Origin of the sequence: Kitasatospora sp. NPDC097643, assembly GCF_040302625.1 — a bacterium.
Taxonomy (GTDB): Bacteria; Actinomycetota; Actinomycetes; order Streptomycetales; family Streptomycetaceae; genus Kitasatospora.
In genome coordinates this window covers 51697-74559 of the sequence record NZ_JBEOSA010000006.1, presented here as the reverse complement: position 1 = coordinate 74559, position 22863 = coordinate 51697, and the positions used below count along the sequence as shown (strand labels likewise).

Sequence of the window (22863 nt, the reverse complement as noted above, 5' to 3'; positions counted from 1 at the left end):
CGGTGGCCGGTTCCGGGCACGGAAAGGGCCCGAACCGCCTCGTAAGGGTCATCGGAATAGCAGGACAGTTCGGTATGCGTTCGAGGTTGGCTCGATCGACACTGTGCCACCAGTCGGCCACCGCTCCGTCACCTCCCGGCCCCCCGGCCGCGTTCGGGCTGGTCGTCCCGGTCGCCTACCATCACTTAGGACACGGTGCCCGGATCCAGGCCGGCACCGGCGCGCCGCCCCCGGCCCGGCCGAGTCGTGCCGGTGCCGCGGCACACCCCCGCGCAACAACCTCCCGCGCGCCCCCGCGCGCCGCACGACGGATCAGGAGACCCCGCATGATCGGCCTCGTTCTGGCAGCCGGCGCCGGCCGCAGACTGCGCCCGTACACCGACACCCTGCCCAAGGCGCTGGTGCCGGTCGACGGGGAGCGGACGGTGCTGGACCTCACCCTCGGCAACTTCGCCGAGGTCGGGCTGCGCGAGGCGGCGATCGTCGTCGGCTACCGCAAGGAGGCCGTGCAGGAGCGCAAGGCGGCCCTGGAGGCGAAGTACGGCGTCCGGCTCACCCTGGTCGAGAACGACAAGGCCGAGGAGTGGAATAACGCCTACTCGCTCTGGTGCGCCCGCGAGCTCTTCGCCGAGGGCCTGCTGCTGGCCAACGGCGACACCGTGCACCCGGCCTCGGTCCAGCGCACCATGCTGGAGGGCAACGCCCGGCTGACCGCCGAGGGCCGTGCGCCCGGCATCCTGCTCGCCCTGGACACGGTGAAGAAGCTCGCCGACGAGGAGATGAAGGTCGTCGTCGACCCGGCCGCCGGCATGCGCCGCATCACCAAGCTGATGGACCCGGCCGAGGCGACCGGCGAGTACATCGGCGTCACCGTGATCAACCCCGCCGCCGCCGCCGACCTCACCGACGCGCTGCGCGCCACCTACGAGCGCGACCCGCAGCTGTACTACGAGGACGGCTACCAGGAGATGGTCGACCGGGGCCTGCGGATCGACGTGCAGCCGATCGGCGAGGTGTCCTGGGTCGAGGTCGACAACCACGACGACCTGGCGAAGGCGCGGGAGATCGCGTGCCAGTACTGACCCGACTGGTCCCGTCGCCGCTGTTCGCGGAGATCCGCCCGGGCGCGCTGGACGCGCTCGGCGGCATCCTCGCGGACCAGCGGCTGTCGGCCTCGGGCCGGATCGCGGTGGCGATCAGCAACGGCTCCGGCGCCGCGATGCGCGAGCGCCTGGAGCCGGCCCTGCCCGGCGCCGACTGGTACCACGTGGACGACGGCAGCCTCGACAGCGCGGTGCGCTTCGCCGAGGAGATGCGCGGCAAGCACTACGACGCGGTCGTCGGCCTCGGCGGCGGCAAGATCATCGACGCCGCCAAGTACGCCGCCGCGCGGGTCGGCCTGCCCATCGTCGCGGTCGCCACCAACCTGGCCCACGACGGCATCTGCTCGCCCGTCTCCACCCTCGACAACGACGCCGGCCGCGGCTCCTACGGGGTGCCCGGCCCGATCGGCATCATCGTCGACCTGGACGTGATCCGGCAGGCCCCGCGGCGCTTCGTGGCGGCCGGCATCGGCGACGTCGTCTCCAACATCTCGGCCTGCGCCGACTGGGAGCTCTCGCACGCCGTCACCGGCGAACCGGTGGACGGACTGGCCGTCGCGATGGCCCGCTCGGCCGGCGAGAACCTGCTGCGCCACCCAGGAAACACTCAGGATCAGGACCTCCTCACGGCGCTCGCGGAAGCCCTGGTACTGTCCGGCATCGCGATGAACATCGCGGGCAGCACCCGGCCCTCCTCCGGTGCCTGCCACGAGATCTCGCATGCCCTGGACGTGCTGTACCCGAAGCGCTCCGCCCAGCACGGCGAACAGGTCGGCCTCGGCGCGGCGTTCGCCAGCTTCCTGCGGGGCGAGCGCGAGCTGACCGGTCTGATCGTGGAGCGCCTGGCGAGCCACGGGCTGCCGGTGACCGCGGCTCAGATCGGTTTCACCGAGGCGGAGTTCACCGAAGCGGTGCACTACGCTCCGAACACCCGCCCGGGGCGCTTCACCATCCTTGAACACCTCGACCTCTCCCCCTCCGCAATCAGGGACGCGTACGCCGACTATGTCCAAGCCGTCAACAGCTGACCCCTCCACCGCGGGCGCCGAGCGGCCCCCGGTCGACCTGACCCGCCGGCCCTCGATCGAGGAGCTGCGCGCGGTGATCCACCCGGAGGGCATGCTCCAGCGCCGCAGCGCCGAGCACTGGGCCGGGCGCCTGTACATGCGGAGCATCTCGCTGCGGATCACCCGGGTGCTCTCCACCGTGACGGCGATCACGCCCAACGGCCTGACCTACCTGATGATGGTCACCGGCATCCTGGCCGGTGCCGCGCTGGTCGTGCCGGGCCTGGCCGGCGCGCTCCTGGGCGCCCTGCTGATCCAGGTCTACCTGCTGCTGGACTGCGTGGACGGCGAGGTGGCCCGCTGGCGGCGGCAGACCTCGCTCACCGGCGTCTACCTCGACCGGGTCGGCCACTACATGTCCGAGGCGGCCCTGCTGACCGGCCTCGGCCTGCGCGGCGCCGACCTGCTGCACCGCGAGGGCTCCGGCGCGCACTGGGAGTGGGCGTTCCTGGGCACGCTGGCGGCGCTCGGCGCGATCCTGATCAAGTCCGAGACGGACCTGGTGGACGTGGCCCGGGCCCGCAGCGGCCTGACGGCGGTCGAGGACAGCGCCTCGGTGCCGCGCTCGGCCACGGTGGCCAAGGCCCGCCGGGCGGCCTCCCTGCTGAAGTTCCACCGCCTGGTCGGCGCGGTCGAGGCCTCGCTGTTCATCCTCGCCGCGGGCGTCGCGGACGCCGTCCACGGCGGGCTGTTCTTCACCCGCCTCGCGGTGGTCGTGCTGGCCGCGATCGCCATGCTGCAGACCGTGCTGCACCTGCTGAGCATCGTCCTGTCGAGCAGGCTGCGATGACCACGACCACCACTGCGGAGAGCTTCCGCCTCGGCGCCGTCATCATCACCATGGGCAACCGGCCCGCGGAGCTGAACGCCCTGATCGAGTCCGTCCGCGCCCAGGAGGGTCCGGCGGTCGAGCTGGCCGTGGTCGGCCAGGGCGCCCAGCTGCCGCCGCTGCCGGAGGGCGTGCGCAGCGTCGAGCTGCCGGAGAACCTCGGCATCCCGGGCGGGCGCAACGTCGGCATCGAGCTGTTCGGCCGCAACGGCCGGGACGTGGACGCCGTCCTCTTCCTGGACGACGACGGGCACCTGCCGCGCACCGACTCGGCCCGGCTGCTGCGCGAGGCCTTCAGCGCCGACCCGGAGCTGGGCATCGTCTCCTTCCGGATCGCCGACCCCGACACCGGGGTCACCCAGCGCCGGCACGTGCCCCGGCTGCGGGCCAGCGACCCGTTGCGCTCGTCCCGGGTGACGACCTTCCTGGGCGGTGCGAGCGCGGTGCGCTGCACGGTGTTCGAGCAGGCCGGCCAGCTGCCCGCGGACTTCTTCTACGCCCACGAGGAGACCGACCTCGCGTGGCGGGCGGTGGACGCGGGCTGGGCGATCGACTACCGCGCGGACGTGGTGCTGCACCACCCGGCGACGTCGCCCGCCCGGCACGCCAGCTACTTCCACAACGTGGCCCGGAACAGGGTCTGGCTCGCCAGACGGAACCTTCCGGCCCTGTTGGTGCCTCTCTATCTGGGTACCTGGCTCCTGCTCACCCTGGCCCGCCGCCCCTCCCCGGAGGCGCTGAAGGCCTGGTGGGGCGGGTTCCGGGCGGGCTGGCGCGAACCCTGCGGTCCGCGGCGGCCCATGCGATGGCGTACCGTGTGGCGACTGACCAGGCTAGGCCGGCCACCGGTGGTCTGATCGAATGATCGATCGCTGCGGCCGGTGACCACACACCAGCCGGACTCCTCCCCCCGTGATCCGAGTGGATCCCCATCGGCGCAAGGCCGGCGGACCCCCGCCGACCGGCCGCCCCGACCGATCCCGCGTGAAGGACGAATGTGTCGACAGTGAGTGAACCCGTCAGCCTCTCAGCCCCGAGGGGGGCCGACGCGGGCCTGACCCCCAAGCAGCTTGCGGACAAGTACGGGCTCGCGGTCAGCGGCAGACGGCCCGGCCTGATCAGCTACACCAAGCAGCTGTGGGCCCGGCGCCACTTCATCTGGGCCTTCGCCACCGCCCGCCTGGTGGCGCAGTACACCGACGCCAAGCTCGGCCAGCTGTGGCAGGTCGTGACCCCGCTGCTCAACTGCGGTGTGTTCTACCTGGTCTTCGGCGTGATCCTGAAGAGCAAGGACAACTTCCCCGAGGGCACCTACATCGCCTGGCTGTGCATCGGCGTCTTCGTCTTCCAGTTCACCCAGAACGCGGTGCAGTCCGGCACCCGGGCGATCGCCGACAACCTCGGGCTGATCCGCGCGCTGCACTTCCCGCGCGCCAGCCTGCCGATCGCCTTCACGGTCATCCAGCTCCAGCAGCTGCTGATCTCGATGGTGGTGCTGGTCGTCACCGTGCTGGCCGCGGGCATCGCCCCGGGCCGGACCTGGCTGCTGGTCCTCCCGGCGCTGTTCCTGCAGACGCTGTTCAACACCGGTGTCTCCCTGGTCATGGCCCGGATCGGCTCCAAGACCAGTGACATCTCGCAGCTGATCCCGTTCGTGATGCGGGCCTGGATGTTCCTGTCCGGCGTGATGTTCAGCATCCAGGACAACATCCAGCACTGGCCCAAGTACATCCAGACGCTGATGGCCATCAACCCGGCCTCGGTCTACATGGACCTGCTGCGGCACGCCTTCGCGCCCGTCATCTACAACAAGCACCTGCCCGCGCACCAGACCCTGCCGCCGCACCAGTGGGCGTACGGCCTGGCCTGGGGCGTCGGGATGTTCGTCGTCGGATACGTCTTCTTCTGGAAGGCCGAGGAGGAGTACGGCCGTGGCTGACACCGACCTGAGCAAGCGCGACCTCGTCCGGGACGCGGACGTCGCCCGCCAGCCCACCGTCGTCGTCGACGACGTGCACATCGTCTACCGGGTGCACGGCGCCGGCTCCGGCAAGGGCAGCGCCACCTCCGCGATGAGCCGCATCATCAGCCGCAAGCGCGCCGCGGGCGTGCGCGAGGTGCACGCGGTGAAGGGCATCAGCTTCACCGCGTACAAGGGCGAGGCGATCGGCCTGATCGGCTCCAACGGCTCCGGCAAGTCGACCATGCTGGCCGCCATCGCGGGCCTGCTGCCGACCGAGAAGGGCGGCATCTACACCAACGGCCAGCCCTCGCTGCTGGGCGTCAACGCGGCGCTGATGAACGAGCTCACCGGTGAGCGCAACGTCATCCTGGGTTGCCTGGCGATGGGGATGACCCCGGCCCAGGTGAAGGCGCGCTACCAGGAGATCGTCGACTTCTCCGGGATCAACGACAAGGGCGACTTCATCTCCCTGCCGATGCGCACCTACTCCTCCGGCATGGGCGCCCGCCTGCGGTTCTCGATCGCCGCGGCGAAGACCCACGACGTGCTGCTGATCGACGAGGCGCTGGCCACCGGCGACCAGGCGTTCCAGCAGCGCAGCAAGAAGCGGATCGACGAGCTGCGCGGATCCGCCGGTACGGTCTTCCTGGTCAGCCACGACAACAACTCGATCCGCGAGGTCTGCGAGCGGACCATCTGGATCGAGGCCGGCGAGCTGGTCATGGACGGCCCGACCGAGGAGGTCGTCGGCCGGTACGAGCGCGGCGAGCGCCCGTAGCACCACGCGGACAGGGGCCGGTCCCGGGGGATCCCGGGGCCGGCCCCGTGCTGTGCGCGGCCGCTCGCCCGGGTGGCCCGCCCCCGGCGGGGTGAGCGCCCCGGGCGCGGGGCGGGGCGCCCTTCTCCGGCGCGGCCCGTGGTGTCAGGCTGTAGGCGCGGGGGTGGTGGGCCGGAGGTGACGCCCCCGCTCGGACGCGTGTCCGAGTCGGACCGGTGGTACCCGGCGGTGTAGAACGGGGGAGTGACAGCAGTGTCGGCTTCGGCCCAGCCCAGCAGTGAACCCGCGGACCGCGCGGCGGGGGCCACCTTGGACAAGGCGAGCGCGGAGAACTTCCCGGTCGCCCCGTTCTTCCTGCCCGCCGCCTGGCGCGACGACCTGATGGCGGTCTACGGCTTCGCCCGGCTGGTCGACGACGCCGGCGACGGCGACCTGGCCGACCCGGTCGGCACCGCCGACCTGCTCGGGGTCGGGCAGCGGCCCCCGGTCACTCCTTCGGCCCAGTCCGGCCCGCCGACCCCGGCGGAGACCGTGTTCCGCCTGGCACTGCTCGACGGGCTGGAGCGGGACCTCGACCGGGTCTTCGAGACCGCCCTGCACCCGGGCACCGCCGACCGCCCCCGCCACCCGCTGATGCGCCGGCTCGTCCCGCTGGTCGACCGCCACGCGCTCACCCCGGAGCCGTTCCGCCGCCTGATCGAGGCCAACCGGGTGGACCAGACCACCGCCCGCTACCCGACCTACGACGACCTGGTCGGCTACTGCACGCTGTCCGCCGACCCGGTCGGCCGGCTGGTGCTGGCCATCGCGGGCGTCTCCACCCCCGAGCGGATCGAGCTCTCCGACGCGATCTGCACCGCCCTCCAGGTGGTCGAACACCTCCAGGACGTCGCCGAGGACCTCGCCCGCGGCCGGATCTACCTGCCGGCCGAGGACCTCGCCCGGTTCGGGGTGTCCGAGACCGACCTGGCCGCCCCCACGGCCTCCGGCGCCGTCCGCGAGCTGATCGCCTTCGAGGCGGAGCGGGCCCGCACCCTGCTCGACCGCGGCGCGCCATTGGTGGGTACGGTTCGGGGGAGGCTTCGACTGCTCCTGGCGGGATTCACCGCCGGCGGCTACGCGGCCCTGGCGGCCGTCGAGGACGCCGGGTTCGACGTACTCGCCCGGCAGGCGAAGCCGGACAAGCGCCGCCTCGTAGCGAAGGCGGCGGCCATCTTCGCGAAGGGAAGGTGAACGCCCGAGTGGCGGCATCACCACTGGCGTCGGCCCCGGTCATGGCGGCCTACCGGTACTGCGAGGCAGTCACCGGGTTGCAGGCACGCAACTTCAGCTACGGCATCCGGCTGCTGCCCGAACCCAAGCGGCTGGCCATGTCGGCCCTGTACGCCCTGGCCCGCCGGGTGGACGACATCGGCGACGGGGACCTGCCGGCCGACCGCAAGGCCGAGGCGCTGCTGCGCACCCGGGAACTGGTGGACGAGGTCCGCGCCGGGGTGGTCGCCGAGGACGACACCGACCCGATCAAGGTCGCCCTGGCGGACGCGGCCCGGCGCTTCCCGATCCCGCTCGGCGGCTTCGACGAGCTGATCGACGGCGTCGAGATGGACCTCAAGGGCGCCGAGTACCAGACCTACGAGGAGCTGAAGGTCTACTGCCGCTGCGTGGCCGGGGCGATCGGCCGGCTGTCGCTCGGCGTGTACGGCTGCGAGGACCCGGAGCGCGGGGCGCAGTACGCGGACACCCTGGGCCTGGCCCTCCAGCTCACCAACATCCTGCGCGACCTGCGCGAGGACGCGCTGAACGGCCGCACCTACCTGCCGAGCGAGGACCTGGCCCGGTTCGGCTGTGAGCAGGGCTTCGCGCTGGCCAAGCCGCCGGCCGGCGCCGACTTCGCCGGCCTGGTGGCTTTCGAGGCGGCCCGCGCCCAGGCGGCCTTCGAGGAGGGCCTGCGGCTGCTGCCGATGCTCGACCGCCGCAGCCGGGCCTGCACCGCCGCGATGGCCGGGATCTACCACCGGCTGCTCGGCCGGATCGCCGCCGATCCCGTGTCGGTGCTGCGCGGCCGGGTCTCGTTGCCGGGCTGGGAGAAGGCGTACGTGGCGCTTTCCGGGCTCGCCGGGGGGCGTTCTTGATTCTCGTCCCAGTTCTGTCACGCTGTGTCAGCGGGGAATCACCGGCGGGTAGAGCCGCGTTGACCACGACTGTGCTGACCACGAGCGTGCCGGCCGCAGGGTCGGCCACCACGACCGCCACCGGGCGGTCCGGCGACTGCGAGGGGGAGGGCCGATGACCGGGCGAGCCGATGCCGCGCGCCCGGCCGCCGTCGTGGTCGGCGGCGGCCTGGCCGGGATCACCGCCGCGCTGCGGCTGGCCGAGGCCGGCCACCGGGTCACCCTGGCCGAGGCCCGGCCCCGGCTCGGCGGGCTGGCCTTCTCCTTCCAGCGCGGCGAGCTGACCGTGGACAACGGCCAGCACGTCTACCTGCGCTGCTGCACCGCCTACCGGGGCCTGCTGGAGCGCCTGGGCGCGACCCGGCTGGTCCACCTCCAGGACCGCCTGGACGTCCCGGTGCTCTCCGTCGCAGGGCCCGCGGCGGCCCCGGTGCGCACCCTCGGCCGGCTGCGCCGGGCCGCCCTGCCCGTGCCGCTGCACCTGGCCGCCAGCCTCGCCCGCTACCCGCACCTGGGCCCGGCCGACCGCGCCCGGGTGGTCCGCGGCGCGCTCGCCCTCCAGCGGCTGGACCTCGCCGACCCGGCGCTGGACCGGCTCTCCTTCGGCGAGTGGCTGCGCCGGCACGGCCAGAACGCGGACACCCTCGCCGCGCTCTGGGACCTGGTCGGCGTGGCGACCCTGAACGCCCGGGCCGACCAGGTGTCGACGGCGCTGGCCGCGATGGTGTTCAAGACCGGCCTGCTCTCCGACCCGGGCGCCTCGGACATCGGCATCGCCGCCGTCCCGCTCGGCGCGATCCACCACGACCGGGCGCGCGCCGAGCTGGAACGCGCCGGCGTGACGGTGCTGCTGCGCGCCCGCGTCGCGGAGCTCAAGCCCGCCACGCCCCAGCACGCCGTCCGGCTGGAGAGCGGCGAACTGCTCACCGCCGACACCGTCGTGCTGGCCGGTGCCCAGGACAGCGCGGCCGCCCTGCTGCCGCCGAACGCGATCGAGCGCCAGGAGCGGCTGGCCGACTTCGGCACCGCGCCGATCCTCAACGTGCACGTGGTCTACGACCGCAAGGTGCTGCGCCGCCCCTTCTTCGCCGCGCTCGGCTCCCCGGTGCAGTGGGTCTTCGACCGCACCGACCACTCCGGCCTGGCCGGCACCGGGCTCGGCCGGGCCCACCCCGGCGCCCAGTACCTCGCGCTCTCCCAGTCCGCCGTCCAGGACGAGATCGACCTGCCGGTCGCCGATCTGCGCCGCCGCTACCTGCCCGAGCTGGCCCGGCTGCTCCCGGCCGCCGCCGGCGCCGAGGTGCTGGACTTCTTCGTCACCCGCGAGCGCACCGCCACCTTCGACCCGGCGCCCGGCAGCGCCGCGCTGCGCCCGTCGGCGGGGACGAACGTCCCCGGCCTGCTGCTGGCCGGTTCGTGGACGGCCACCGGCTGGCCCGCGACCATGGAATCGGCCGTGCGCAGCGGCCACGCCGCGGCCGACGCGGCACTCGCCGCGGCCGGCGGGCGGCTGCCGGTGGACCGGGGCGACGGGAGGTGGCCCAGGTGACGGGCCATGCCGCCGGAGAGCCCGCCAGAGCCCGCGGGCGTACCGTCGGCCTCAACGGCCGCACCGACCGCGGCCGCACCACCGCCATCAGCCACACCGACCGCGCCACCACCCGGCCGCCCCGTGCGGTCCGGCACCACGAGGGAGAGGGAACGCACGTGGAGTCACGCACCGGCACCGCCGTCTCAGAGACGGCGCACGCCGAACCGGTCTCCGTGCCGGAGCTGCTCGCCCGTAGCCGCACGCTCTGCACCCCGCCGCTGCGGGCCGCCGTCGCCCGTCTGGCCGCACCGATGGACACCGTCGCCGCCTACCACTTCGGCTGGATCGACCGGGACGGCACGCCCGCCAAGGGCGACGGCGGCAAGGCCGTCCGCCCCGCGCTGGCCCTGCTGTCCGCCCGGGCGACCGGCGCCCCGGCCGAGGTGGGTGTGCCCGGTGGGGTCGCTGTTGAACTGGTGCACAACTTCTCCCTGCTCCATGATGATCTGATGGACGGTGACGAGACCCGGCGGCACCGGGCCACCGCCTGGACGGTCTTCGGGCCGGCCCAGGCGATCCTGGTCGGCGACGCCCTGGCGACGCTCGGCACGGAGGTGCTGCTCGACGCCGCGGAGCCCGGCGGGACCAGCCCCGCCGACGCCGCGCGCGCCGTCCGGCTGCTCACCACGGCGACCCGTCGACTGATCGACGGCCAGGCCCGGGACGTCGCCTTCGAGCAGCGGGACAGTGTGACCGTCGCCGAGTGCCTGGAGATGGAGGGCGGCAAGACCGCGGCGCTGCTGGCCGCCGCCTCGGCGATCGGCGCGGTGCTGGCCGGGGCCGACGACAAGGTCTCCGACGCGCTCCACCGCTACGGGCACCACCTCGGCCTCGCCTTCCAGGCCGTGGACGACCTGCTCGGCATCTGGGGCGCCACCGAGGTCACCGGCAAGCCGCACTGGGGGGACCTGCGCCAGCGCAAGAAGTCCCTGCCGGTCGCCGCCGCGCTCGCCGAGGGCGGCCGGGCCTCCCGCCGGCTCGCCGAACAGCTGGCCGACCCGAAGGGCCGCGGCGAGGAGAGCGAGCCCCAGCTCGCCGCCCGGGCCGCGCTGATCGAGGAGGCCGGCGGCCGCGCCTGGACCCAGGAGGAAGCCCGCCGCCAGCACACGACTGCCCTCGCCGCCCTGGACGAGGTGCCCATGTCCGACGAGGTGCGCGAGCACTTCGTCGCACTCGCCGAATTCGTGGTGGTACGAGAGAGGTGACGTTACGTTGACAGCAACCGCGGACGGCCGGCTCGACCCTGAGTACGATTCCGAGCCGGTCGCGGTGGGCGACCGCCCCCCGGCCCTGCCGGGAGCCGGACGGTGGCAGCCCGAAGACACCGACCGGCTGCGGCCGGTCGGTGAGGCGGACCTCGGACCGGCCGACGCCCGGGAGGCCCTGGCCCGTGCCACCACCCACCTGCTCTCGCTGCAGAGCTCCGAGGGCTGGTGGAAGGGTGACCTGGAGACCAACGTCACCATGGACGCCGAGGACTTACTGCTCCGGCAGTTCCTCGGGATCCGGACCGAGGAGCAGACCAAGGCCACCGCCGAATGGATCCGCTCCCAACAGCGGGAGGACGGCACCTGGGGCACCTTCCACGGCGGGCCGCCCGAACTGTCCACCACCGTCGAGGCGTACGTCGCCCTCAAACTCGCCGGCGACGACCCGAACGCCCCGCACATGCTGGCCGCCGCCCGCTACGTCCGCTCCGCCGGGGGCATCGCGGCGGCCCGGGTGTTCACCCGGATCTGGCTGGCGCTCTTCGGCTGGTGGCCCTGGGACCGACTGCCCGAGATGCCACCCGAGATCATCTTCCTGCCCCGCTGGCTGCCGCTGAACATCTACGCCTTCGGCTGCTGGGCCCGGCAGACCATCGTCCCGCTGACCGTCGTCTCGGCCCACCGCCCCGTCCGCCCGGCGCCCTTCCCGCTCACCGAGCTGCACACCGACCCGGACGATCCGTACCCCGCGCGGCCGCTCGCCGCCGCCACCAGCTGGGACGGCCTCTTCGAACGGCTCGACAAGGTCCTGCACGCCTACCACCGCCGCGCCGTGCGCCCGCTGCGCCGCCTCGCGATCTCCCAGGCCTGCCGCTGGATCGTCGAACGGCAGGAGGCCGACGGCTGCTGGGGCGGGATCCAGCCGCCCGCCGTCTACTCGCTGATCGCCCTGCACCTGGAGGGCTACGAGCTGGAGCACCCGGTGATGCAGGCCGGGCTCTCCTCCTTCGACCGCTTCACCGTGCACACCGAGGACGGCCGACGCTGGCTGGAGGCCTGCCAGTCCCCGGTCTGGGACACCTGCCTGGCCACCATCGCCCTGGTCGACGCCGGGCTGCCGGCCGACCACCCGGCGCTGGTCTCCGCCGTCGACTGGATGCTCGGCGAGGAGATCCGCAAGCGCGGCGACTGGTCCGTCCAGCGGCCCGCGCTCGCCCCCGGCGGCTGGGCCTTCGAGTTCGAGAACGACACCTACCCCGACATCGACGACACCGCCGAGGTGGTGCTGGCGCTGCGCCGGGTCGCCCATCCGCGGCCGGACAAGGTCGACGGCGCGGTGGACCGCGGGGTCCGCTGGAACCTCGGCATGCAGTCCAAGAACGGGGCCTGGGGCGCCTTCGACGTCGACAACACCAGCACGCTGCCCAACAAGCTGCCGTTCTGCGACTTCGGCGAGGTGGTCGACCCGCCCTCCGCCGACGTCACCGCGCACGTGGTGGAGATGCTCGCCGAGACCGGCCGGGCGCGCGACCCGCGCACCCGGCGCGGCGTCGAGTGGCTGCTGCGCAACCAGGAGGCGGACGGCTCCTGGTTCGGCCGCTGGGGCACCAACTACATCTACGGCACCGGCTCGGTGCTGCCCGCCCTGGTCGCGGCCGGCGTCCCCGACGAGCACCCGGCGATCCGCCGCGCCGTCCGCTGGCTGGAGGACCGGCAGAACGCCGACGGCGGCTGGGGCGAGGACATGCGCTCCTACGACGACCCGGCGCGCTGGGCCGGGCGCGGGGACTCCACCGCCTCGCAGACCGCGTGGGCGCTGATGGCGCTGCTCGCGGCCGGCGAGGGCCCGGACGGCCGGGCCAACCCGGCGGTGGAGCGCGGCGTGGACTGGCTGGTGCGCACCCAGCTGCCCGAGGGCACCTGGGACGAGCCGCAGTTCACCGGCACCGGCTTCCCGTGGGACTTCTCCATCAACTACCACCTGTACCGGCTGGTCTTCCCGGTCACCGCGCTCGGCCGCTACCTGCACGGCAGCCCGGGGGCGGCGGGCCGGGCGGGCGGTACCCCGGCGATCGGGGCGGCGCGGTGACCAGCGCCCCCCTGCTGGTGCTCTGCGCGCTCGGCCCCGAGGTCTGGGCCCTGCGTGGCGGGGACTGGCGCGGCGCGGTCGGCGGTCCGCCGGTGCTGGTGCGCACCGGCGTCGGCCGCCGCCGGGCCGGACACGCCGTGCGGCGGCTGCTCGGCTCGGCGCCCGGCGGCTACGGCGCGGTCGTGGTCGCCGGATTCGGCGCGGCCGTCGGCCCGGGCATGCAGCCGGGCGAGGTCGTCGTCGCCGACGGCGTGCGCGACGCGGAGGGGCACCTCTACCCGGTCGACTCCGGTGCCGACCTGGCCCGGGCCCTCAAGGCGCGCGGCCTCACCACGCACACCGGGGTGCACCACACCGCCGACCACGTGGTCCGCGGCCTGGAACGGCGGGCGCTGCACCTCCAGGGCGCGCTCGCCGTCGACATGGAGGCCGCCGCCGTGCTGGCCGCCCTGCGGGAGGTGCGGCCGGCGCTGCCCGTCGGCGTCCTGCGGGTGGTGGTGGACACCCCCGAGCGCGAGCTGCTGCGGCCCGGCACCCTCCCGGCCGGGGTGCGTGCCTGGCGGACCCTGCGGGCGACGGTCCCCGCACTGGTCGACTGGTACCGGCCGGGGCTGCGGCCCGGCTCCGCAGACCTGAACCACCCCACATCCTCGACGCTCCCTCAGGAGGCGAGCTAGCCATGGCCATGCCGTTGCGCCAGACCGTGCGGGTCGGCACCTACCTCATGCAGCAGAAGCTGCTCAAACGGCGGGACAAGTTCCCGCTGATCGTCGAGCTGGAACCACTGTTCGCCTGCAACCTCGCCTGCGAGGGCTGCGGCAAGATCCAGCACCCGGCGGGGGTGCTGAAGCAGCGGATGCCGGTCGCCCAGGCGGTCGGCGCGGTCCTGGAGTCGGGCGCCCCGATGGTCTCGATCGCCGGCGGCGAGCCGCTGATGCACCCGCAGATCGACGAGATCGTCCGGCAACTGGTCGAGCGCCGCAAGTACGTCTTCCTCTGCACCAACGCGCTGCTGCTGCGCAAGAAGATCGACAAGTTCCGGCCCTCGCCGTACTTCACCTTCGCCGTGCACATCGACGGCCTCCGTGAGCGGCACGACCAGTCGGTGGCCAAGGAGGGCACCTTCGACGAGGCGGTGGCGGCGATCAAGGAGGCCAAGCGGCGCGGCTTCCGGGTCACCACCAACAGCACCTTCTTCAACACCGACACCCCGCAGACCGTCATCGAGGTGCTGGATTACCTCAACGACGAGCTCAAGGTCGACGAGATGATGATCTCCCCGGCCTACGCCTACGAGAAGGCCCCCGACCAGGAGCACTTCCTCGGCGTCGACCAGACCCGCGAGCTCTTCCGCAAGGCCTTCGCCGGCGGCAACCGGCGGCGCTGGCGGCTCAACCACAGCCCGCTCTTCCTGGACTTCCTGGAGGGCAAGGCCGACTTCGAGTGCACCCCCTGGGGCATCCCCAACTACTCGCTGTTCGGCTGGCAGCGGCCCTGCTACCTGATGGCCGACGGCTACGTGCCCACCTACCGCGAGCTCGTCGAGAAGACCGACTGGACCAAGTACGGCCGCGGCAAGGACCCGCGCTGCGCCAACTGCATGGCCCACTGCGGCTACGAGCCGACCGCCGTCCTCGCCACCATGGGCTCGCTGAAGGAGTCGCTGCGGGCCATCACCGAGACCGTCAACGCGGGGCGCGGCCACTGACCGTCCGCCCGGTCCTCCCCGCGGCACGTCCGACCGCTCCGGCGGTCACCCGCCCGGCCCGGGCCCCGAGCCCGGGCCGGCCCCGCCCCCCCACGGCGGCCCCAGGCACCACCGCACCGCTCCGAGTCGTGAGGTGTACCCATGTCACTGCTCTCCAGCGTCACGTCCCCGGCCGAGCTGCGGAAGCTCCCGGCGGCCGACCTCCCGCTGCTCGCCGACGAGATCCGCGAGTTCCTGATCGACGCCGTCACCCGTACCGGCGGACACCTCGGGCCCAACCTCGGCGTGGTGGAGCTGACCATCGCGCTGCACCGGGTCTTCGACTCCCCGTACGACCGGATCGTCTTCGACACCGGCCACCAGAGCTACGTCCACAAACTGCTCACCGGCCGCCAGGACTTCTCCAGGCTGCGGATGAAGGGCGGCCTCTCCGGCTACCCCTCGCGCGGCGAGTCCGAGCACGACCTGGTGGAGAACTCGCACGCCTCCACCGCCCTCTCCTACGCCGACGGCCTCGCCAAGGCCGCCCAACTGCTCGGCCAGCACGACCGGCACACCGTCGCCGTGATCGGCGACGGCGCGCTCACCGGCGGCCTGGCCTGGGAGGCGCTCAACAACATCGCCGAAGCCCGCGACCGGCCGCTGGTCATCGTCGTCAACGACAACGAGCGCTCGTACGCCAGGACCATCGGCGGCCTCGCCAACCACCTGGCCACCCTGCGCACCACCCAGGGCTACGAGCGCTTCCTCGCCCTCGGCAAGGAGGCGCTGCAACGCACCCCGCTGGTCGGCCAGCCGATTTTCGACGCGCTGCACGGCGCCAAGAAGGGCTTCAAGGACGCCTTCGCACCCCAGGGCATGTTCGAGGACCTCGGGCTCAAGTACCTCGGCCCGATCGACGGCCACGACCTGGCCGCGGTCGAACAGGCGCTGCGCCAGGCCCGGAACTTCGGGGGACCGGTCATCGTGCACTGCCTGACCGTCAAGGGCCGCGGCTACCGGCCGGCCGAGCAGGACGAGGCCGACCGCTTCCACGCCGTCAACCCGATCGACCCCTACACCTGCCTGCCGATCGCACCCAGCAGCGGCGTCTCCTGGACCTCGGTCTTCGGCGACGAGATGGTCGCGCTCGGCGCCGAACGGCCCGACCTGGTGGCGATCACCGCCGCCATGCTCCAACCGGTCGGGCTCGCCCACTTCGCCAAGGCCTACCCGGAGCGCACCTTCGACGTCGGCATCGCCGAACAGCACGCCGTCACCAGCGCGGCCGGCCTGGCCACCGGCGGGCTGCACCCCGTCGTCGCGGTGTACGCGACCTTCCTCAACCGCGCCTTCGACCAGGTGCTCATGGACGTCGCCCTGCACAAGCTGGGCGTCACCTTCGTGCTCGACCGGGCCGGCGTCACCGGCAGTGACGGGGCCTCGCACAACGGCATGTGGGACCTGTCGATCCTCCAGGTCGTCCCCGGCCTGCGGCTCGCCGCCCCGCGCGACGCCGACCAGCTGCGCGCCCAGCTCCGCGAGGCCGTCGCGGTGGACGACGCCCCGACCGTGGTCCGCTTCCCCAAGGCGAGCATCGGGCCCGTCGTCCCGGCCGTCGAACGGATCGGCGGGGTGGACGTCCTGCTGCGCACCGCGGAGCTGCCGGAGATCCTGCTGGTCGCGGTCGGCACCACGGCCGCCGCCTGCCTGGACGCCGCCCGGCTGCTGCTGGCCGAGGGCTTCACCGCGACCGTCGTCGACCCGCGCTGGGTCAAACCCGTCGACCCGGCGCTCCCCGGGCTGGCCGCCGCCCACCGGCTGGTGGTCACCGTCGAGGACAACGGCCGCACCGGCGGCGTCGGCGCGGCCGTCGCCCAGGCGCTGCGCGACGCCGACGTGGACGTGCCGGTACGGGTGCTCGGCCTGCCCCAGCAGTTCCTCGGCCACGCCGCCCGGGGCGAGATCCTCGAGGAGACCGGCCTGACCGGCACCGGGGTCGCGGCCCAGACCGCCGTCTTCGCCAAGAACCTGCTACCGACCCGAGGAGCGAACCAGCGCCATGCCGGCTGACCCCGACCGCACCGCTTTTGACCTCGCCGCCCTCATCGCCGAACGCGGCGCCGAGCGGTACGAGCTGCACGGCCGCTACCTCAACCCGCAGCTGCCGCGGATGCTGCACACCATCGGCTTCGACAAGTACTACGAGCGCGCCGAGGGCCCGTACTTCTACGACGCCGAGGGCAACGAGTACCTCGACATGCTGGCCGGCTTCGGCATCTTCGCGCTCGGCCGGCACCACCCGGTGGTCCGCTCGGCGATCCAGCAGGTGATGGACCTCGACCTGCCGGACCTCGTCCGCTTCGACTGCTCCCCGCTGCCCGGGCTGCTGGCCGAGCGGCTGCTCTCGTACGCGCCGGGGCTGGACCGGGTGTTCTTCGGGAACAGCGGCACCGAGGCGGTGGAGACCGCGCTCAAGTTCGCCCGGTACGCCACCGGGCGCAAGCGGATCCTCTACGCCGACCACGCCTTCCACGGGCTGACCACCGGCTCGCTCTCGGTCAACGGGGAGAGCGGCTTCCGCAAGGGCTTCGACCCGCTGCTGCCGGACACCGCCATCCCGCTCGGCGATCTCGGCGCGCTGGCCAAGGAGTTGAAGCGCGGCGACGTCGCGGCCCTGATCGTCGAGCCGATCCAGGGCAAGGGCGTCCAGGCGCCGCCGCCCGGCTGGCTGCGCGCCGCGCAGGAACTGCTGCACGAGCACAAGGCGCTGCTGATCTGCGACGAGGTGCAGACCGGGATCGGCCGCACCGGCACGTTCTTCGCCTACCAGCACGAGGAGGGGGTGCTGCCCGACCTGGTCTGCGCGGCCAAGGCCCTGTCCGGCGGGTACGTGCCGGTCGGGGCGACCCTGGGCAAGGGGTGGATCTTCGAGAAGGTGTACTCCTCGATGGACCGGGTGCTGGTGCACTCGGCCAGCTTCGGCTCCAACGCCCAGGCGATGGCGGCGGGGCTGGCGACCCTGGAGGTGATGCGCGACGAAAAGGTGGTGGAGAACGCCCGCTCGGTGGGCGACCTCTTCCGCGAGCGGCTGGCGGCGCTGGTCGACAAGTACGAGCTGCTGGCCGAGGTGCGCGGTCGGGGGCTGATGATCGGCATCGAGTTCGGCCGGCCGAAGTCGCTCAAACTGCGGACCGGGTGGACGGCGCTCCAGGCGGCCCGCAAGGGGCTGTTCGCCCAGATGGTCGTGGTGCCGCTGCTCCAGCGGCACCGGATCCTCACCCAGGTGTCCGGGGACCACCTGGAGGTGATCAAGCTGATTCCGCCGCTGATCATCACCGAGCGGGATGTGGACCGGTTCATGGACGCGTTCGTCGACATCATGGACGACGCGCACCGGGGGAGCGGCCTGATGTGGGACTTCGGACGGACGCTGGTGAAGCAGGCGGTGGGCAACCGCTGAGCGCTCGGCCGGGAGCGCGCTGGCGCTCGGCCAGGCGTGCGGGAGTGGGAGGTCGACCGGGCCGACTTCCCACTCCGTGGGAGACACCGCGTCAGAGCTCGGTCCGGCGGCGCCGGATGACCACGACGAGATCGACGACGGCGAACAGGGTGAGCAGACCGCACGCCACGGCGAAGCCGGTGAGGGTTCCCCGGCTCGGGGCGCCGTAGGCCGGCGCGGTGGCCGCCCAGATGGCGAAGCCCACCGTCATGAGCGCGAACAGCGGTGTGAAGATGAGCGACAGCAGGTAGCGGAGCTTGAGATCGCTGCGGGCGGTGGCCGGCTCGGTGCCGCTGCGCCACCGTCGCGGGGTGGTGGTGCGCATGGCCGTTCACCTCCGGACCGCGCGGGTGCGGGCTACGATTCCAGCGTACGTCCGAGGGGTGAGCGGGGGAGCGGCGATGACGGGGTCGGACGCGGTGGCGGGGGACGCCGAGGGCTATGCCGGGCTGCGGATCGAGCGGGCGCAGGAGCTGGCCCGGCGGCACGGCTGGGCGTCGGTCCGGGTGCTGGAACCGGGGGCGATGATCACCATGGAGCACCGGGAGGGGCGGCTCAACCTCGCGGTGCGGGCCGGGGTGGTGGAGCGCAGCTGGGAGGGCTAGCCGCGCCGGGCGCCGTGGTGCGGCGTTTCAGCGGGTTCAGCGGGGGCGGTGGCGGCTGAGGCGCAGCTCGGCGGCGGCGACCAGCGGTTCCAGCAGCGGCAGCGAGAGCAGGACCAGGAGTCCGGCGGCCCAGCCGGCCAGCACGTCGGTGACCCAGTGGGTCCCCAGATAGACGGTGGTCAGGCCGATCGAGCAGGCGGTGGCGGCGGCGATCACCGCGCCGGTGCGTCGCCAGCGCACCGCGAGGTAGGCGAGGACGCCCCAGGTGACCACGGCGTTGGCGGTGTGGCCGGACGGGAAGATGGTGCCGCCGGAGAAGAGTTCGGGTGAGCCGACGTACTGGGCGTAGTGCGGGCCGAGCCGGCCGGTGACGATCTTGACCGCGCCGACCGTGACGTTGAGCAGGAGCAGGGCGACGGCCATCACCAGCAGCGGGCGCAGCCGTCCCAGGCGGTGGGCCCGCCAGGTGAGCCAGGCGAAGGCGGCGATCGCGGAGGGCCCGCGCTGGCCGACGACCACCCAGGTGTCGAGCAGCGGCTCCAGGCTCGGCCAGCGTTCGCAGGGGCGCAGCAGGCGGACCGACCAGTCGAGGTCGACGAGCGCGGTGTTGAGCAGGACACCGGCCAGGACCAGCAGGTACCCGCCGCAGGTGACGGCGAGCAGGGCGGCCTGCCGCCGGCTCATCGGTGGCCAGTCGGGTGGTCCCGGGTGCTGCGGTCGGGCGCTGCCGCGGGGCTCGCGGCGGGTGGTGGCGGGGTGCTCCGGCCGCTGCTGCGGGATCGGGGCCGGGGTACTCGGGGCTTGCACGGGGTGACCCTACCCAGCCGGTCGGCGGTATTCCGGAGGGAATTGTCATTTTCCCGGGAAATCGACAATCGGCCGGTTGCGGGGTTTCCGGGCGAGTGATTCCGGCGGCTTTCCGATCGAAAGTGAGTGTGGTCTTCGAATGGTTCCGCAAAAGCCCCGGTAAAGGAAACGGAGTGGGCGGCCGGCTCGGCCGGCTTCCCACTCCGTGGTAACCCTGTGTAGGTCCGGTGCTCAGTCGAGGGGGCCGCCGGCGACGTAGATCACCTGGCCGGAGACGAACCCGGCACCCTCGCTGGCCAGGAACGAGATGGTGTGGGCGACGTCCTCGGGCAGGCCGACCCGCTGCACCGGGATCTGGGAGGCCGCGGCCCGCTTGAAGTCCTCGAAGTCCATGCCGACCCGGGCCGCGGTGGCCGCGGTCATGTCGGTGGCGATGAAGCCGGGGGCGACGGCGTTGGCGGTGATGCCGAACTTGCCCAGCTCAATGGCCAAAGTCTTGGTGAAGCCTTGCAGGCCCGCCTTGGCGGTCGAGTAGTTGGCCTGGCCGCGGTTGCCCTGGGCGGAGGAGGAGGACAGGTTGACGATGCGGCCGAATCCGGCGTCGACCATGTGCTTCTGCACGGCGCGGGTCATCAGGAAGGCGCCGCGGAGGTGAACGTTCATGACCGTGTCCCAGTCGGACTCGGACATCTTGAAGAGCAGGTTGTCGCGGAGCACGCCCGCGTTGTTGACCAGGACGACCGGGGCGCCCAGCTCGGCGACCACCCGGTCGACGGCGGCCTGCACCTGCTCGGCGTCCGAGACGTCGGCGCCGACGGTCAGGGCCCGGCCGCCGGCCGCGGTGATCCGGTCGACGGTGTCCTTGCCGGCGGCCTCGTCCAGGTCGAGGACCGCGACCGCGTAGCCGTCGGCGGCCAGGCGGACGGCGGTGGCGGCGCCCAGGCCGCGGGCGGCGCCGGTGACGACGGCGACCCGGGTGGCGGTGCTCTGCTCGGTCATGCTCGCTCTCGTCTCTCTCGGGGTTTCCCCCGCGGGGACTGTCCCCGGGGAGGGTGGCCACACCCTACCGGTGAGTAGGGAGGGCGGCCAGGGTGGGGAGAGCCGCAGGTGACGGTCGGTAAGGACCGACCGGTCGGCTTTCTACTGAGAACGGGTTACCGAGAGGGCGTGGCGGCGCGTAAATATGCCAATGTTGCCGAACCTGCGTCTACTATCCGCCCCTGCCTGCCAGCGAGGGCCAGCCGTTTGTATAGTGTCCGCCAGCAGCCACCGGCTGCACGGCTGGAGCGCCCTCCCTCATAGCTGGACGCCCACTCGCCGTTACTGCCCCACCCGGGTGTCCCACACACACCGGGTGTGACATCGGGACGGATACATGGTGCTGGGGGAGATCCCGACGACCCGCGTGTCCGCGCGACTGCAGCAGTCGCCCGGTCACCTGATTCGTGTTGCACAGCAGGTTCACACCCGTCTGTGGTCCGAGCATGTCGGAGCCGACCTCACGGCTCCGCAGTTCGCCGTTCTGCTGGTCCTGGCCCTGGAGCCGGGCGCCGACCAGCGGACCGTCGGCGAGCGGGCGTCGCTCGACAAGGCCACGATGGCGGAGATGGTCGCGCGGCTGGTCCGCCGCGGCCTGGTGCTGCGAAGGCGCGACCCGGCCGACGGCCGGCGCAAACTGCTCGCTCTCTCGCAGAGCGGCGCCCAGGCGGTGCGCGAGGCCACCGGCGGTGTGGTCCGCGTCCAGCGGACCCTGTTCGAGCCGCTCACGGCGGAGGAGCAGGTCGAGATCGTCCGGGTGATGGCCAAGATAGCCAGGCTGGAGCCCGCCGCGGTCGCCGTGTTCTCGGACGCGCGGCCGATCCTCGACGCGCAGCGGGCCATCGGCTACCTGATCAGGGTGAGCCAGCAGGTGCACACCAAGCTCTGGTCGGAGCACGTCGGCGCGGAGCTGACGGCGCCGCAGTACGCGGTGCTCGACGCGCTGGAGCTGGAGCCGGGCGCCGACCAGCGCACGGTCGGCGAGCTGGCCTCGCTGGACAAGGCGACGATGGCCGAAATGGTCAGCCGACTGGTGCGGCGCGGCCTGGTGCAGCGTCGGCGCGACCCCTCGGACGGTCGTCGCAACCTGCTGTCGCTCTCGCCGGCGGGCCAGGACCTGCTGCACCGCTCGGCCGCCGGCGTGGCCGAGGTCCAGCGGCTGCTGCTGGCGCCGCTGGAGGTGGACGAGCACCCGCCCGCGCTGGCGCTCATCGCCAAGGCGGCCAGGCTGTAGGCAAAGCCCTTTGAACTCCAGCCAAAACGATTCGCCAACGTACTGACGGCCTCGGGCCGTCGGCATCGTGAATCGGGCACAACGAAGGCCGCCCGCCCCTGTCCGGGGTGGGCGGTCCTTCGATATGACCGGCCGTCAGAGTAGTCGGACGGCGGTGCCGGTCAGTTCCAGTCGAAGTCCGACGGGTCGGGGCCGATCCGCTTGCCGGTGGCGATGCCGGCGATCGCGGCGAAGTCCTCGGCGTCCAGCTCGAAGCCGGTGACGTCCAGGTTCTCCCGGATCCGCGACGGGGTGACCGACTTCGGGATCGCGATCACGCCGCTCTGCAGGTGCCAGCGGAGCACCACCTGGGCGACCGTGCGGCCGTGCTTCTCGGCGATGCGCGCCAGCGCCGGCTCCGCGAGGAGCTCCTTGCCCTGGCCCAGCGGGCTCCACGCCTCGGTGGCGATGCCGTGCTCCGCGTGGAAGGCGCGCAGCTCCTCCTGCGGGAAGTACGGGTGCAGCTCGACCTGGTTCAGCGCCGGGACGACCGAGGCCTCGTCGAGCAGGCGGGTCAGGTGCTCGGGCTTGAAGTTGGAGACGCCGATCGACTTGACCCGGCCGTCGGCGCGCAGCTGCTCCAGCGCCTTCCAGACGTTCAGGTAGCTGCCGTGCTTCGGGCGCGGCCAGTGGATCAGGTAGAGGTCGATGTAGTCCAGGCCGAGCCGGGCCAGGGACTCGTCGAACTCGCGCAGCACCGCGTCGCGGCCCTGCTCGCCGGACCAGTCGCGGGTGCCCGAGTTCCACAGCTTGGTGGTGACGTAGAGGTCCTCGCGGGCCACGCCGCCGGCCAGCGCCTCGGCGATCGCCTTGCCGGTGCCCGTCTCGTTCTCGTAGATCGCCGCGGTGTCGATGGAGCGGTAGCCCGCGTCGATCGCGGAGTGGACGGCGGTGGCGGCCTCGCCGTCCGGGACCTGCCACACGCCGAAGCCGAGCTGCGGGATCTTCGCGCCGTCGTTCAGCGTGACGCTGGGGATGTTGCTCACGGGAAGGGGTGCCCTCCTGGTCGTCCGTGTGTTTCCAGTGGGGCAACTGGTGCTCGGGCGGGATTGTTCCCGCCGTCCGGGTGATTCTTCCCGGGGCGCGCCCCCCGGGGCGGTGGCCGGGCGCCCGCGGGGCGGCGAAAAACCTGTTGCGCGGATCACATTCCGG

Annotated in this window: 21 protein-coding genes; 17 read left to right on the top strand and 4 right to left on the bottom strand. The window is 72.9% G+C overall.

The features are described 5' to 3' along the window. Positions 1 to 326 precede the first annotated feature (326 nt). From ABTY15_RS06340 to ABTY15_RS06270, 15 genes are all read left to right on the top strand, one after another. Positions 327 to 1082: a phosphocholine cytidylyltransferase family protein gene (locus tag ABTY15_RS06340; RefSeq protein ID WP_350576912.1), complete on the top strand. Its 756-nt coding sequence runs from the start codon at positions 327 to 329 to the stop codon at positions 1080 to 1082. Next, positions 1070 to 2131: an iron-containing alcohol dehydrogenase family protein gene (locus tag ABTY15_RS06335; protein WP_350576909.1), complete on the top strand. Its 1062-nt coding sequence runs from the start codon at positions 1070 to 1072 to the stop codon at positions 2129 to 2131. The genes ABTY15_RS06340 and ABTY15_RS06335 overlap by 13 nt, the downstream gene beginning before the upstream one ends. A 91-nt stretch (positions 2132 to 2222) precedes the next feature. Then, positions 2223 to 2960, top strand: a complete 738-nt coding sequence (locus ABTY15_RS06330) for a CDP-alcohol phosphatidyltransferase family protein (RefSeq protein WP_350577214.1) — start codon at positions 2223 to 2225, stop codon at positions 2958 to 2960. Then, positions 2957 to 3856 (top strand): glycosyltransferase family 2 protein, encoded by a 900-nt coding sequence (locus tag ABTY15_RS06325; RefSeq protein ID WP_350576906.1) that lies wholly within the window; start codon positions 2957 to 2959, stop codon positions 3854 to 3856. Before ABTY15_RS06330 ends, ABTY15_RS06325 begins: the two co-directional genes overlap by 4 nt. A 140-nt stretch (positions 3857 to 3996) precedes the next feature. Continuing rightward, on the top strand, positions 3997 to 4938 hold the full coding sequence (locus ABTY15_RS06320; RefSeq protein ID WP_350576904.1) for an ABC transporter permease: 942 nt from the start codon (positions 3997 to 3999) through the stop codon (positions 4936 to 4938). Then, positions 4931 to 5740: an ABC transporter ATP-binding protein gene (locus tag ABTY15_RS06315; protein WP_350576901.1), complete on the top strand. Its 810-nt coding sequence runs from the start codon at positions 4931 to 4933 to the stop codon at positions 5738 to 5740. Before ABTY15_RS06320 ends, ABTY15_RS06315 begins: the two co-directional genes overlap by 8 nt. Before the next feature lie 252 nt (positions 5741 to 5992). Continuing rightward, positions 5993 to 6973, top strand: a complete 981-nt coding sequence (gene hpnC / locus ABTY15_RS06310; RefSeq protein WP_502893430.1) for a squalene synthase HpnC — start codon at positions 5993 to 5995, stop codon at positions 6971 to 6973. A gap of 41 nt (positions 6974 to 7014) precedes the next feature. Beyond that, a complete protein-coding gene (gene hpnD, locus ABTY15_RS06305) occupies positions 7015 to 7872 on the top strand; it encodes a presqualene diphosphate synthase HpnD (RefSeq protein WP_350577211.1) in 858 nt (285 codons plus the stop codon). A 154-nt stretch (positions 7873 to 8026) separates the two neighbouring features. Then, positions 8027 to 9460, top strand: coding sequence for a hydroxysqualene dehydroxylase HpnE (hpnE, locus tag ABTY15_RS06300; protein ID WP_350576896.1), 1434 nt, complete (start codon positions 8027 to 8029; stop codon positions 9458 to 9460). Between the two features lie 158 nt (positions 9461 to 9618). Then, complete coding sequence (locus tag ABTY15_RS06295) at positions 9619 to 10707, top strand: polyprenyl synthetase family protein (protein WP_502893436.1); 1089 nt, start codon at positions 9619 to 9621, stop codon at positions 10705 to 10707. Between the two features lie 7 nt (positions 10708 to 10714). Continuing rightward, positions 10715 to 12799 carry a squalene--hopene cyclase gene (gene shc, locus ABTY15_RS06290; protein ID WP_502893429.1) on the top strand — a complete coding sequence of 695 codons (2085 nt, stop codon included), beginning with the start codon at positions 10715 to 10717 and terminating at the stop codon, positions 12797 to 12799. After that, entirely contained in the window at positions 12796 to 13476 is a 681-nt protein-coding gene (locus tag ABTY15_RS06285; RefSeq protein ID WP_350576893.1) for a phosphorylase family protein, read from the top strand. Before shc ends, ABTY15_RS06285 begins: the two co-directional genes overlap by 4 nt. Before the next feature lie 2 nt (positions 13477 to 13478). Next, complete coding sequence (gene hpnH, locus ABTY15_RS06280; RefSeq protein WP_350576890.1) at positions 13479 to 14507, top strand: adenosyl-hopene transferase HpnH; 1029 nt, start codon at positions 13479 to 13481, stop codon at positions 14505 to 14507. A 141-nt stretch (positions 14508 to 14648) separates the two neighbouring features. After that, positions 14649 to 16559, top strand: coding sequence for a 1-deoxy-D-xylulose-5-phosphate synthase (gene dxs, locus ABTY15_RS06275; protein WP_350576888.1), 1911 nt, complete (start codon positions 14649 to 14651; stop codon positions 16557 to 16559). Further along, positions 16549 to 17949, top strand: coding sequence for an aspartate aminotransferase family protein (locus tag ABTY15_RS06270; RefSeq protein WP_350576885.1), 1401 nt, complete (start codon positions 16549 to 16551; stop codon positions 17947 to 17949). Before dxs ends, ABTY15_RS06270 begins: the two co-directional genes overlap by 11 nt. A gap of 91 nt (positions 17950 to 18040) precedes the next feature. Here the strand turns inward: ABTY15_RS06270 and ABTY15_RS06265 are convergent, their stop codons facing one another. After that, the gene (locus ABTY15_RS06265) at positions 18041 to 18313 is read right to left on the bottom strand and encodes a DUF6343 family protein (RefSeq protein WP_350576883.1); all 273 of its coding nucleotides are present in this window, start codon (positions 18311 to 18313) and stop codon (positions 18041 to 18043) included. 76 nt (positions 18314 to 18389) lie between these two features. Here ABTY15_RS06265 and ABTY15_RS06260 point away from each other — a divergent pair, with 76 nt between their 5' ends. Beyond that, the gene (locus tag ABTY15_RS06260; protein ID WP_350576880.1) at positions 18390 to 18593 is read left to right on the top strand and encodes an I78 family peptidase inhibitor; all 204 of its coding nucleotides are present in this window, start codon (positions 18390 to 18392) and stop codon (positions 18591 to 18593) included. A 36-nt stretch (positions 18594 to 18629) separates the two neighbouring features. On the opposite strand, the gene ABTY15_RS06255 is transcribed toward ABTY15_RS06260, so the two are convergent. Continuing rightward, positions 18630 to 19400, bottom strand: coding sequence for a phosphatase PAP2 family protein (locus tag ABTY15_RS06255; protein ID WP_350576874.1), 771 nt, complete (start codon positions 19398 to 19400; stop codon positions 18630 to 18632). A gap of 231 nt (positions 19401 to 19631) precedes the next feature. Next, positions 19632 to 20399 (bottom strand): 3-oxoacyl-ACP reductase FabG, encoded by a 768-nt coding sequence (fabG, locus tag ABTY15_RS06250; RefSeq protein ID WP_350576865.1) that lies wholly within the window; start codon positions 20397 to 20399, stop codon positions 19632 to 19634. A gap of 406 nt (positions 20400 to 20805) precedes the next feature. Here fabG and ABTY15_RS06245 point away from each other — a divergent pair, with 406 nt between their 5' ends. After that, positions 20806 to 21672: a MarR family winged helix-turn-helix transcriptional regulator gene (locus ABTY15_RS06245; protein WP_350576863.1), complete on the top strand. Its 867-nt coding sequence runs from the start codon at positions 20806 to 20808 to the stop codon at positions 21670 to 21672. A 161-nt stretch (positions 21673 to 21833) separates the two neighbouring features. Here the strand turns inward: ABTY15_RS06245 and ABTY15_RS06240 are convergent, their stop codons facing one another. Continuing rightward, on the bottom strand, positions 21834 to 22697 hold the full coding sequence (locus tag ABTY15_RS06240) for an aldo/keto reductase (protein WP_350576860.1): 864 nt from the start codon (positions 22695 to 22697) through the stop codon (positions 21834 to 21836). Between the last annotated feature and the right edge of the window lie 166 nt (positions 22698 to 22863).

Bases quoted from the DNA above. Each gene is read 5' to 3' on its own strand.
- ABTY15_RS06340 (WP_350576912.1), top strand. From the start codon at position 327: ATGATCGGCCTCGTTCTGGCAGCCGGCGCCGGCCGCAGACTGCGCCCG.
- ABTY15_RS06330 (WP_350577214.1), top strand. From the start codon at position 2,223: ATGCTCCAGCGCCGCAGCGCCGAGCACTGGGCCGGGCGCCTGTACATG.
- ABTY15_RS06325 (WP_350576906.1), top strand. From the start codon at position 2,957: ATGACCACGACCACCACTGCGGAGAGCTTCCGCCTCGGCGCCGTCATC.
- hpnD (WP_350577211.1), top strand. From the start codon at position 7,015: ATGGCGGCCTACCGGTACTGCGAGGCAGTCACCGGGTTGCAGGCACGC.
- hpnE (WP_350576896.1), top strand. From the start codon at position 8,027: ATGACCGGGCGAGCCGATGCCGCGCGCCCGGCCGCCGTCGTGGTCGGC.
- hpnH (WP_350576890.1), top strand. From the start codon at position 13,479: ATGGCCATGCCGTTGCGCCAGACCGTGCGGGTCGGCACCTACCTCATG.
- dxs (WP_350576888.1), top strand. From the start codon at position 14,649: ATGTCACTGCTCTCCAGCGTCACGTCCCCGGCCGAGCTGCGGAAGCTC.
- ABTY15_RS06270 (WP_350576885.1), top strand. From the start codon at position 16,549: ATGCCGGCTGACCCCGACCGCACCGCTTTTGACCTCGCCGCCCTCATC.
- ABTY15_RS06265 (WP_350576883.1), bottom strand. From the start codon at position 18,313: ATGCGCACCACCACCCCGCGACGGTGGCGCAGCGGCACCGAGCCGGCC.
- ABTY15_RS06260 (WP_350576880.1), top strand. From the start codon at position 18,390: ATGACGGGGTCGGACGCGGTGGCGGGGGACGCCGAGGGCTATGCCGGG.
- fabG (WP_350576865.1), bottom strand. From the start codon at position 20,399: ATGACCGAGCAGAGCACCGCCACCCGGGTCGCCGTCGTCACCGGCGCC.